Here is an 11,617-nt window from a genome sequence, read left to right on the forward strand (position 1 = left end):
TTGCCGGCGATTGGCTGCATAGCGGCCACAAAAAAGCCCGCATCGCTGCGGGCTTTTTGTTGTTCAAGGCATCAGAAGCGGAACACTTCCATATCCGTGCGAATCGGCGAAGCCAGTGGAATCTTCGGCTTCTCCGGATCTTTGCGCACCTGCACCGGTGCACTCTTCTTCGGCGTCTCTTCAGCAATCGCCGGCTGATTGGCCAACGGTTTGAGCGCTACGCTCAACTGCTCGGCCAGACGCTGCAACAACTGCCCCTGCGCCTGCACCTGCGCTGCCGAAGTACCCGTATGCGGCTGCTCCAGATGCACGATGCGGTTATCACGCACCTGGCCACGACGGTCGAGCAAACGCCACTGCGCATCAAGGATCGCCGGCTGATTGGTACCCGAATCCAGGCGCGTAATCGACAGCAGTACCTGCACATCCGGGTTGAACCCGGTATTCGCCGGCGCCAGCACAACACGCTGGCTGTCCAGCCGCCAAGCCAACTGACGAACCAGCAACTGGTCGATATCCGCCGACAAGCTACCCGCCCAACGACCCTCGGTCGATGCAGTCAGGCTGCCATCGGTCTGACGCTGCAACAGCGTCTCACGCTGCAAATAGTCGGCAACCGACACCGGGCCCAGCACCACCGCCATACCGGCGCTCTGCTTGGGTTGCCCCGGCTCGCCGCTGTCGAGCTGATAAAGCGATACTGGCTGGTGCACGCTGCACCCGGCCAGGCCCAGTACGCCACTGAGCATTAAAACAAATGGAAGGCGCAGAAATTTCATCATCCCATCCAAGCAGTCGCCATACGGCTTACCGCAGTGATACTCGTGAAAACGTTCGGGCACACAGCCACGCTGGCACCGCAAAGGGGCCTATCATCCGCGAAATAGCCGCACGACTCCAGCGTTTAAGCCGCGAACAGGCGTGAAAAACCCTGTTCGAGGCCTCTGGAGCGACTATTCGAGGTGTTCGACCAACAGCGCATCAACCCGCTGGAAACCACGCGGCAGCTTGTTGCCACGCCGCCCACGCTCGCCTTTGTAATGCTCCAGGTCATCACCCTTGAGTGACAGAGTACGCTTGCCGGCCTGCAATACAAGGGTCGCGCCCTCGGGAATGACCGCCAAATCAGTGACATATTCTTCACGGCTGGCCACCCGATCACCCGGCACGCCGATGATTTTATTGCCCTTTCCTTTACCCAGCTGTGGCAGGTCGCTGACCTTGAAGATCAACAACCGACCTTCGGTCGTCACCGCCGCCAGCCAATTCTGCTCACGGTCAGCCACCGCTCGCGGGCTGATCACCTTGGCGCCATTGGGCAGGCTGAGCAGGGCTTTGCCCGCCTTGTTCTTGGCCTGCAGGTCTTCACCCTTGACCACGAAGCCATAGCCGGCATCGGAAGCGATCACATACAGCGCGTCGTCATCCGGCAGCAACACGCACTCAAACGCGGCCCCCGGTGGTGGCGTCAGGCGGCCGGTCAGCGGCTCGCCCTGGCCGCGTGCCGATGGCAAGGTATGCGCGGCGACCGAATAACTGCGTCCGGTCGAGTCGATAAACACTGCAAACTGGTTGGAACGCCCCATCGCGGCGGTCTTGAACCCGTCACCGGCCTTGTACGACAGGCCCGTGGCATCGATGTCGTGGCCCTTGGCGCAACGCACCCAGCCTTTTTCGGAAAGCACCACTGTGACCGGCTCGGTCGGCATCAGCTCGTTTTCCGAGAGTGCCTTGGCCTCGGCCCGCGCAACGATTGGCGAGCGACGGTTGTCGCCATAGGTTTCGGCGTCCTTGATCAGCTCGGTACGCACCAGCTTGCGCAGTTTGCTTTCGCTGCCCAGCAGGGCGGCCAGCTTGGCTTGTTCCTTGGCCAGCTCATCCTGCTCGTTGCGGATCTTCATCTCTTCCAACCGCGCCAACTGACGCAGGCGGGTTTCGAGGATGTATTCGGCCTGGGTTTCAGTCAGGTCGAAACGGGCGATCAGCGCTGCCTTGGGGTGCTCCTCGGTGCGGATGATATGGATCACTTCATCCAGGTTGAGGAACGCCACCAGCAAGCCTTCCAACAGGTGCAGGCGACGCTCGACCTTGTCCAGGCGGTGTTGCAGGCGGCGGCGCACGGTGTTGATGCGGAACTCCAGCCACTCCAGCAGCAAGGCCCGCAGGTTCTTCAACTGCGGCCGGCCGTCCAGGCCAATGATGTTGACGTTGACCCGGTAGCTCGACTCCAGCTCGGTGGTGGCAAACAGATGCTGCATCAGCTCGTCGAGGTCGACCCGGTTGGAGCGCGCGATGATCACGATGCGGCACGGGTTCTCATGGTCGGACTCATCACGCAGGTCGGCCACCATCGGCAGCTTCTTGGCCTGCATCTGCGCGGCGATCTGCTCCAGCACCTTGGCCCCGGAGACCTGGTGCGGCAATGCGGTAACCACGATGTCGCCATCTTCGATGCGGTACACGGCGCGCATGCGCACCGAGCCACGGCCGGTTTCGTAGATTTTCAGCAGGTCGGCACGCGGGGTGATGATCTCCGCTTCAGTCGGATAGTCCGGGCCCTGGATATGCTCGCAGAGCTGCTCGACGGTAGCCTTGGGCTCATCGAGCAGGCGCACGCAGGCCGAAGCGACTTCGCGCAGGTTGTGCGGCGGCACGTCGGTGGCCATGCCCACGGCGATACCGGTGGTGCCGTTGAGCAGGATGTTCGGCAGGCGCGCCGGCAGCACGGCAGGCTCATCGAGGGTGCCGTCAAAGTTCGGTACCCAGTCCGCAGTGCCCTGGCCCAGCTCGCTGAGCAACACTTCGGAGTAGCGCGACAGGCGCGCCTCGGTGTAACGCATGGCCGCGAAGGATTTCGGATCGTCCGGCGCACCCCAGTTGCCCTGGCCGTCGACCAGGGTGTAGCGGTAGCTGAACGGCTGCGCCATCAGCACCATGGCCTCGTAGCACGCCGAGTCGCCGTGGGGGTGGAACTTGCCGAGCACGTCACCGACGGTACGCGCCGATTTCTTGTGCTTGGAATCGGCATCCAGGCCCAGTTCGCTCATGGCGTAGACGATGCGTCGTTGCACCGGCTTCAGGCCGTCACCGATATGCGGCAGCGCCCGGTCCATGATCACGTACATGGAATAGTTGAGGTAGGCCTGTTCGGTGAAGTCAGCCAGTGACCGGCGCTCTACGCCATCGAGGCTGAGATCAAGGGAGTCGCTCATGCGGGCCTCATCATTTCAAGGTCTGGCGCAGCAGCAAGGTGCCGCCGCGCTGGGTAAATTCGAGTTGTTTCAGGGCACTCATGCCCAGCAAGACCTGCTCGCCGTCCAGCCCCGGCACTACCAGGGCGCGCACGTCGCGCAGCAAAATATCGCCCAGTTGCAGGCTGTCCAGACGAGTCCGGTAGCCTTGGGTGCGGCCATTGGCCGTGCTCAACGTCACCGGCGCGCCGCGCTCCAGATTGAACTGTCGGGCCATGGCCTCGGGAATCGCCACATCGGTCGCGCCAGTATCCAGCATGAAATGCACCGCCTGGCCGTTGATCAGCCCATCGGCGACGAAGTGCCCCTGGCCGTTGCTGGCCAGGCGGACTTCGATGTAACCCTCGCCATGTTGCGAGGTGACTTCACTGTTCGGGTTGGCCTGACGCTCTTCCCATTGCCCGAAGAACCGCGTGGCCAGGAACAGGCCCGCCGCCCAGGCCAACACCAGGAGCACTCGCCCCGCTCGCTTGCCCGGTGCCTGGCTCAACGCTTGGCACTCCAGCCGCCTTTCGGCGCGGCAAAGCGCCAGACGATCGGACGTTCTTCACCGTCGGCGCGGCTGCCATTGTTGTTGTCCAGGCCGATCCAGGCACCCTGGGCGTCAATCACCAGCGCTTCGGCCAGGCCGAACGGCTGGCTGTAGCGCCGCGAATCCACCAGGGCTTCAGCGGCAAACGACCAGCAGCGCTCGACCGCAGCCGTCTCGCTATCCCGGCGGCAGATGCGGAAGGCATTGCGCTCTAGGGTGAACAATTTACCGTCATACAGCGCCAGGTCAGCGAAGTCACGCGACAGCTCGCGCGGCTTGCCCATCTGTTCCGGCTGCAGCTCGGTGCCGGCTTCACTGAGCAACACGCAGCCTTTTTCGCCGCACTTCCAGGTGCTCTGCTGGCGATTGACCGCCAGCAGCCCGCGCCGTTCGCGCTCGGCGGCCAGCCACAAGCGGTCACCCGCCGGGTTGATCGCCAGGCCCTCGAACAAGGCATTGAAGTGCAGCAACATGCCGCTGGCCCGCGCCTGGCGCACCATGCTCGGGTCGATTTTCAGCCAGTTCGGCTCACCCGCGACCGGCACTTGCAGCACCGCGGCATGGGTTTCGCTGACGATATAGCGGTTACCCGCGCCATCGCAGGTAATCCCCTCGTAATCCATTTCACCACCACGTACCAGGGACGCGGCCCAGGTACGCGAGCGGATGCCCCATGGCAAACCGCTGTCTGGCGGTGGCGGCACGGCCAGCGGGACACCTTCGGCTTGCCACACCACACCTTGGGTGTCGAGGCGGTACAGCAGGTCATCGTCGCGGTCCGACACCGTCCACAACACACCGTTGCACAGCGCCAGCCCGGACAGGTTGCCACCGCGCATGCCGTCGACCGGGTGCTCGGCAGTGAGCACCAACTCCGGCCAGGGCTCGGCCAGCGCCGGCAAGGCCAGCAGTGACAACAGCGCGGTCAGGGCCAGACGTATCAAGCCAGGACCTCGGCCAGGTTGCCTTTGGACTCCAGCCAGCTCTTGCGATCACTCGCGCGCTTCTTGGCCAGGAGCATGTCCATGATCTCGCGAGTGTGCTCGAAGTCTTCCAGGGTCAACTGCACCAGGCGCCGGGTGTTCGGGTCCATGGTGGTTTCACGCAGTTGTGGCGGGTTCATCTCGCCCAGGCCCTTGAATCGGGTGACCTGCGGCTTGCCACGCTTCTTCTCGGCCACCAGGCGGTCGAGAATGCCGTCGCGCTCGGGCTCGTCGAGGGCGTAGTAGATTTCCTTGCCCAGGTCGATCCGGTACAGCGGCGGCATCGCCACATAGACGTGCCCGGCCTCGACCAGCGGGCGGAAATGCTGGACGAACAAGGCGCAAAGCAAGGTGGCGATGTGCAGGCCGTCGGAGTCGGCGTCGGCGAGGATGCAGATCTTGCCGTAGCGCAGCTGGCTCATGTCCGCTGCGCCCGGGTCGACCCCGATGGCCACGGCAATGTTGTGCACTTCCTGGCTGGCGAGCACTTCGCCGCCGTCGACTTCCCAGGTGTTGAGGATCTTCCCGCGCAGCGGCAGGATGGCCTGGAATTCCTTGTCGCGCGCCTGCTTGGCAGAACCACCGGCGGAGTCACCCTCCACCAGGAACAGTTCGGCACGCATCGGGTCCTGGCCGGCGCAGTCGGCCAGCTTGCCAGGCAGAGCCGGGCCCTGGGTAACGCGCTTGCGCTCGACCTTCTTGCTGGCCTTGAGGCGACGACCGGCGTTGTTGATCGCCAGTTCCGCCAGTTGCATGCCCAGCTCGGGGTGCGCATTGAGCCACAGGCTGAAGGCATCCTTGACCACGCCGGAGACAAAGGCGGCCGCCTCGCGGGACGACAGGCGTTCCTTGGTCTGCCCGGAGAACTGCGGTTCCTGCATTTTCATCGACAAGACGAAGCTGATGCGCTCCCAGACGTCTTCCGGGGCCAGCTTGACCCCGCGCGGCAGCAGGTTGCGGAACTCGCAGAACTCGCGCATCGCATCCAGCAGGCCCTGGCGCAGGCCGTTGACGTGGGTGCCGCCCTGGGCGGTGGGGATCAGGTTGACGTAGCTTTCCTGGACGCTGTCGCCGCCTTCGGGCAACCACAGCAAGGCCCAGTCGACCGCCTCCTTGTTGCCCGCCAGGCTGCCGCAGAACGGCTCGTCGGGCAGGCGCAGGTACTCGCTGACCGAGTCGACCAGGTAGGAGCGCAGGCCGTCCTCGTAATGCCACTCGACCTTCTCGCCGGTGCCTTTGTCTTCGAAGCTCACCAGCAGCCCCGGGCACAACACGGCCTTGGCCTTGAGCACGTGCTTGAGGCGGCTGATGGAGAATTTCGGCGAATCGAAATACTTCGGGTCCGGCGCGAAGTACACGCTGGTACCGGTGTTGCGCTTGCCGACCGTGCCAACGACTTCCAGCTCGGTGGCCTTGAAGCCATCGGCGAAGGTCATCTGGTATTCGTTGCCGTCGCGCTTGACCCGCACGCGGACCTGCGTGGACAAGGCGTTGACCACCGAAATGCCGACACCGTGCAAACCACCGGAGAACTGGTAGTTCTTGTTGGAGAACTTGCCGCCGGCATGCAGCTTGGTGAGGATCAGCTCGACGCCCGACACGCCCTCTTCCGGGTGGATGTCCACCGGCATGCCGCGACCGTCGTCGGACACTTCCAGCGAGTGGTCGGCATGCAGGATGACCTGCACCGAGCGGGCGTGACCGGCCAGGGCTTCGTCGACGCTGTTGTCGATGACTTCCTGGGCCAGGTGGTTGGGCCGGCTGGTGTCGGTGTACATGCCCGGGCGCTTGCGCACCGGGTCAAGGCCGGAGAGGACTTCGATGGCGTCTGCGTTATAGGCGCTAGCGCTGGGAGTGGCCATGGATTCTCGTCGTCATTCGTAGGTGAAAATAAGCACTCAAAATACAGAAAAATCGAGCGTTTGATACGTCTGTGCCGGCACACCGGCAAAACTCAGCAAGGCCGGCAGGTGCGCGGCGAAGCCCTGGAAGCTGTGGTCGCCACCGGCCTGGATGCGCAGGGCACAAGCGCGGTAGAAGCGCTCGGCACGCCGGTAATCCAGGGTTTCATCGCCCGTTTGCAGCCAAACCTGAAACTGTTCGGCGCGTTCTGGCGGCGCTACTTCAAGTTCGGCCAGGGCCTGGACATGCTCCAGGGTCAGTTCCCAGGTTTCACCGGTGTAATGGTTCTGCTGGGTGCCCAGGTGCCCTTCGAACATCTGGTGCGGGTTGACCGCCGGGTTGACCAGCAGGGCCTTGAGGCCATGGCGCTGGGCCAGGTGGGTCGCATAGTAGCCGCCGAGCGAGCTGCCGACCAGCAATGGCCGGTCCAGCTCGGTGATGGCCGCCTCCAGCTGGGCAATGGCCTGGCGCGGGTGATGGTGCAGCGCCGGTACGCGCAGTTGCTCGGCCAGGCCCAGTTGCTGCATCACCGCGACCAGCTGGCAGGCCTTGGTCGAGGACGGCGCGCTGTTGAAACCGTGAATATAAAGAATCGAACCCGCCATGCCGCCCCCATGATTGCCGTAAACGCCTGCATCAAACAGGCGCAAAGACGCGCAGTTTAGCCTGTTCGCGGCTCAGCGGATCAGCTTTAGGTACGCGGCAACAATTAAACCGGCGCTCAATAGCCGTCGCTTTCATAGTCCACGGTGAAGGCGAAGTCGGTGAGCCGCGACACCCCGGTTTCCAGGCGCCCGTCGCACAGTAGCTTCATCCAGCGGTAGCCAGGGGCCTGTTCACCGACCTTGAAGTCTTCACTGCACGGCTCGAACTGGATACAGGTCGAGGGTGAGGCCAACAGTCGCACGCCATCGCGCAGTTGGTCCCATTCCTGATGGATATGGCCCCATAGCAGGGCGCGCACCTGTGGATAACCTTTGATCAGCTCGAACAGGGCATCGGCGTTGCGCAAGCCGATCGGGGCCATCCAGGCGCAACCGATGGCCACCGGCTGGTGATGGAAGCAGATCAGGCAGTGGCGCTCGGGGGCCTCGATCAGCGCCGCCTCAAGCAACTGCAACTGGTCCTCGCCGAGCAGCCCCGGCACCGCCCCGGGCACTGCCGAGTTGAGCATCACCACGCGCCAGGCACCGATGTCGACCACCGGGTCCAGCAACTGCGTCCCTTCGGCCGCTTGCTCCATGGGCAAGGGCTCGTCATGGTTGCCGGCCAACCAGCGCGCCGGGGCGCGAAGTGGCGCGGTCATGTGCTGGAACTGCTGGTAGGAGTCCAGCGAGCCATCCTGGGACAAATCCCCCGTCGCCAGCAGCAGATCGATGTGCGGCTGCTCAGCCAGCACCTGCCCGATCACCCGCTGCAGGCTGTCGCGGGTATTCATGCCCAGCAGCGTACCGTCCGCGTCGGCGAACAGATGGCTGTCGGACAGCTGCACCAGCAGCGCCGATTCGCGGCTGGCAGTAGGGATTGCTTGCGGCAAGGCCGTCTCCTTGGGCGGATTCAGCACGAATTATGGTGGGGATGGCGCACCGGAGCAAACCGCCACCAGGGACGCCGGTCACAGTTTCAGCGAACGGTTTCCAGTTCATGGCCACAGGCCAGGCAATGGCTCAGCCATTCACCGAGGAACAGGTTGAGCTGGGCCTTCTCGTCAGGCTGGTGCATGGCCGCGTTGGGGTACGGGTAGACACTGCGAAAACGTCGGGCGTGCTCGGCGCTGACCACCTCGGCCATGCGCGCGTCGTGGTAGACCTGCACTTCCAGTTGCGGCACCGGCAGCCACGGCAGGCTGTGTTCCTGGCGCACGCGCAAGGTGGTGGTGTAGGGGCAGGCCAGGACCACATCGAGCACCAGTACGCCGAGCATCTGGTCGCCCTGGGTCATGCCGATGCGCCGCGAGCTTTGCGCGGTGCGCATGTCCGGCAACAGGCGCATCAGACGGGCGTAGTTGGCCTCGCAAGCCGCCTGCAGCCCGACCAGATCCACCCGGTAGCGATCACGCAACAGATTCACGACCACAGCCCCCTGACTTCATCGCGGTTCAAGGCCAGCCACTGCAAGGCAATTATGGTTGCCGCATTGGCTATCTGCCCGTCGCGTACAGCCTGCAGCGCATCCTCGAACGCCCAGACCTTCACGCGAATGTCTTCGCCCTCTTCCTCCAGCCCGTGCAGACCGCCCGCCCCAGCGCTGTCGCAACGGCCCAGATACACGTGCACAAACTCATCGCTGCCACCGGGGGACGGGAAGTACCGCGTCATCGGCCACAGCGTCTGGATTTTCAGCCCAGCTTCCTCCTGCGCCTCGCGCCGCGCAACCTCTTCCGGCTGCTCGTCCCGGTCGATCAGACCAGCGACCAGTTCGATCAACCAGGGGTTTTCCGTCTTGCCCAGGGCGCCCACGCGAAACTGCTCGATCAGCACCACTTCGTCGCGTTGGGGGTCGTAAGGCAACACGCACACCGCATCGTGGCGCACGAACAGCTCACGGTGGATCTCGCGGCCCATGCCACCGGCGAACAGTTCATGGCGCAGGTGCACGCGGTCCAGCTGGTAGAACCCGGTGAAGCAGTTTTCCCGCCGGGTGATCTCGACCTCGGTCGGTACGGCCTTGTGCGTGTCTGTCATGTGCAACCTCATTACTTCACTTCGCGCCATCCTAACCTGCACTACGCTGGCTTTCACCCCTTTCAAACATTCCCGCAGGCTGCGACGATAGCCGCCTCGACTCTATTGAGCTTAGTGGCGAACTGACCGCGCTGCCGACGGTCCAAGCCCGATCACCGTTGTCTTAAAGGATCATCATGACGCTTGCGAAACTGACTGCTGTGGCCTTCCTGGCACTGGCGCTTGGCGCATGCCAAAGCCTGTTCAAGCCTAATATGCGCACGCCGCTGGAGGTCAAGCGCGAGGCCTGGGAACACATCAAGCCGGGCTGCAGCAATGCCGACTGCCCGCTGGTGAACATTGATGTGGTGCACTTCCCGGCCCTGCCAAAACTCGATGCCATCGTCGAGCGCCGCCTGCTGGCGATGACCCGCGACGGCGAAGGTGCGCCACTGCCGGCCTCGCTCAAGTCCTATGAAGACAGCTTCCTGCGTGAAGCGGACAGCCGCCACAGCAGCTACCTGCAAGCCAAGGTACGCGAGCAGCATGACGGACTGGTGATCATCGAATTGTCCAGCTACCTGGACACTGGCGGTGCCCATGGCATGCCAGGGCGCGGCTTCATCAACTATTCGCGCCAGCAGGACAAGGTCCTGACCCTGCAGGACATGCTGGTCCCGGGCCAGGAGGCGACCTTCTGGAAGACCGCCGAAGAAGCCCACAAGGGCTGGCTGGTGAGCACCGGCATGGACAAGGACCCGGACTTCGTGAAGACCTGGCCCTTCCAGAAAACCCCGCACATCGCCCTGACCTACGGCGCGGTGGTGCTCAAGTACGAGGTGTATGCCATTGCCCCGTACGCCATGGGCCACATCGAGCTGAAGATCCCCTACCCGCGCCTGAACGGCGTGATCAGGCCGGAACTGTTTCCCGGCCGCGGCTGAAGCTGAACAGTACGTGCAGCAACCCTGCCAGGACCAGTGCCGGCAGGGTGGCGCCGAACTGCGGGGCGAAGTTGGCCAGCAGGTGATAGGTGACCACACCGCCCACCCAGGCCAGCAACGCACCGCCATGCAGCGCATCGACCACCGCCGGCAGGCGACGGCGGCGCAGGATGAAGTGGTCAACCAGCACCACGCCGAACAGCGGCGCGAACACCGAGCCGATCAGCAACAGGAAGCTTTCGTACTGTGACAGCGGTGCGAAACAAGCGATCAGGGTGCACAGCACGCCGATGGCCAGGGCCAGGTGCTCGACCTTCACACGCAGCAGCAGGCTGCTCGAAACCGCCGCCGAATGGATGTCGGCAAAGGCTTTCTCCGACTCGTCCAGCAGCACCAGCAACAGCGGGATACCGAAACCTGCGGCGGCCAGTGCCAGCAGCAAGGTGTTCACTTCGCCATCCGGCGCGAACGCCAGGATATAGGCCACGCCCAGGGTCATCATCCACAGGTTGCCGATGAAGTAGCCCAGCGCCGTACCGCCGAATACGCCAGTTGCACGCTTGCCGAAGCGCGAGTAGTCGGCAATCAGTGGCAGCCACGACAGCGGCAAGGCAATCGCGATATCGAAACCGCCCGCCAGCGACAGCGAACCATCACCGCCACGGGCCCACAGCGCGGCCAGGTCGACTTTGCTGAACAGGTTCCAGGTCAGCCACAGGCAAGCGCCGATCAGCAGCCAAATGCCCCATTTGCGCAGGATGCGACGCACGAAGGTCAGCGGGCCGGCGACTGCCAGCAGCGTCGACAAGGCGCCAAACAACAGGGCCCAGAGCAACGGGCTGACCCAGAAGCTGTCTTCACCGAAGGCGCGAGCGCCGAGCAGGCTGGCAGCATCACGCATGACGATGATTTCAAACGAGCCCCAGCCAATCAGCTGCAGCAGGTTGAGTACGGCCGGCAGGGCCACACCGTGGCGGCCCAGGCTCAGGCGCAGGGTGCCCATGGCCGAGAGGCCGGTGTCGCTGCCGATGACACCGGCGGCGGCGAGCAACAGCACGCCGACCAGGGTGCCGAGGGTGATCGCCAGGACCGAACCGGCCAGGCCAAGGCCGGGTCCAAGCAAGGCCCCGGTTTGTAGAACCATCAGGCCGATGCCGAGGGAAAACCACAGGGAGAACAGGTCGCGGGCACCAAACGGGCGCTGGTTGCCAGGGACGGGGGTATCAGGGGAGTAGTGGCTGGGTGTGCTCACGACAAGGGTCTCGACAGGAAGTTTTTGGGTGTTCTTTCAGGCCCTATCGCCGGCAAGGCCGGCTCCCACAGGGGGACTGTCAGATTTTTT

The 11,617-nt window shown here is 63.8% G+C and carries 11 protein-coding genes; 1 reads left to right on the forward strand and 10 read right to left on the reverse strand.

The window, feature by feature from the left end; genetic code table 11:
- Positions 1–71: 71 nt before the first annotated feature.
- The 9 genes from M5G11_RS19340 to M5G11_RS19380 form a co-directional block, all read right to left on the reverse strand.
- Positions 72–779 carry a PqiC family protein gene (locus M5G11_RS19340; RefSeq protein ID WP_273913815.1) on the reverse strand — a complete coding sequence of 236 codons (708 nt, stop codon included), beginning with the start codon at positions 777–779 and terminating at the stop codon, positions 72–74.
- 174 nt (positions 780–953) lie between these two features.
- Entirely contained in the window at positions 954–3,212 is a 2,259-nt protein-coding gene (gene parC, locus M5G11_RS19345; protein ID WP_273913814.1) for a DNA topoisomerase IV subunit A, read from the reverse strand.
- A gap of 10 nt (positions 3,213–3,222) precedes the next feature.
- Entirely contained in the window at positions 3,223–3,741 is a 519-nt protein-coding gene (locus M5G11_RS19350; protein WP_273913813.1) for a retropepsin-like aspartic protease family protein, read from the reverse strand.
- A complete protein-coding gene (locus M5G11_RS19355; protein WP_273913812.1) occupies positions 3,738–4,727 on the reverse strand; it encodes an esterase-like activity of phytase family protein in 990 nt (329 codons plus the stop codon). Before M5G11_RS19355 ends, M5G11_RS19350 begins: the two co-directional genes overlap by 4 nt.
- Positions 4,724–6,628 (reverse strand): DNA topoisomerase IV subunit B, encoded by a 1,905-nt coding sequence (gene parE / locus M5G11_RS19360; protein WP_273913811.1) that lies wholly within the window; start codon positions 6,626–6,628, stop codon positions 4,724–4,726. The genes M5G11_RS19355 and parE overlap by 4 nt, the downstream gene beginning before the upstream one ends.
- A gap of 36 nt (positions 6,629–6,664) precedes the next feature.
- Entirely contained in the window at positions 6,665–7,273 is a 609-nt protein-coding gene (locus tag M5G11_RS19365) for a YqiA/YcfP family alpha/beta fold hydrolase (protein WP_273913810.1), read from the reverse strand.
- A 116-nt stretch (positions 7,274–7,389) separates the two neighbouring features.
- Positions 7,390–8,205 (reverse strand): 3',5'-cyclic-AMP phosphodiesterase, encoded by an 816-nt coding sequence (gene cpdA / locus M5G11_RS19370; RefSeq protein ID WP_273913809.1) that lies wholly within the window; start codon positions 8,203–8,205, stop codon positions 7,390–7,392.
- A gap of 86 nt (positions 8,206–8,291) precedes the next feature.
- Entirely contained in the window at positions 8,292–8,744 is a 453-nt protein-coding gene (locus M5G11_RS19375; RefSeq protein ID WP_273913808.1) for a DUF1249 domain-containing protein, read from the reverse strand.
- Positions 8,735–9,352 carry an NUDIX domain-containing protein gene (locus M5G11_RS19380; protein ID WP_273913807.1) on the reverse strand — a complete coding sequence of 206 codons (618 nt, stop codon included), beginning with the start codon at positions 9,350–9,352 and terminating at the stop codon, positions 8,735–8,737. The genes M5G11_RS19375 and M5G11_RS19380 overlap by 10 nt, the downstream gene beginning before the upstream one ends.
- A gap of 176 nt (positions 9,353–9,528) precedes the next feature.
- Here M5G11_RS19380 and M5G11_RS19385 point away from each other — a divergent pair, with 176 nt between their 5' ends.
- On the forward strand, positions 9,529–10,275 hold the full coding sequence (locus tag M5G11_RS19385) for an RsiV family protein (RefSeq protein ID WP_273913806.1): 747 nt from the start codon (positions 9,529–9,531) through the stop codon (positions 10,273–10,275).
- Here M5G11_RS19385 and cytX read toward each other — a convergent pair.
- Entirely contained in the window at positions 10,244–11,527 is a 1,284-nt protein-coding gene (cytX, locus tag M5G11_RS19390) for a putative hydroxymethylpyrimidine transporter CytX (RefSeq protein ID WP_273913805.1), read from the reverse strand. The two genes, M5G11_RS19385 and cytX, sit on opposite strands and share 32 nt — an antisense overlap.
- Positions 11,528–11,617: the final 90 nt, after the last annotated feature.

It is taken from the genome of Pseudomonas fontis, assembly GCF_028656955.1.
Taxonomy (GTDB): domain Bacteria; phylum Pseudomonadota; class Gammaproteobacteria; order Pseudomonadales; family Pseudomonadaceae; genus Aquipseudomonas; species Aquipseudomonas fontis.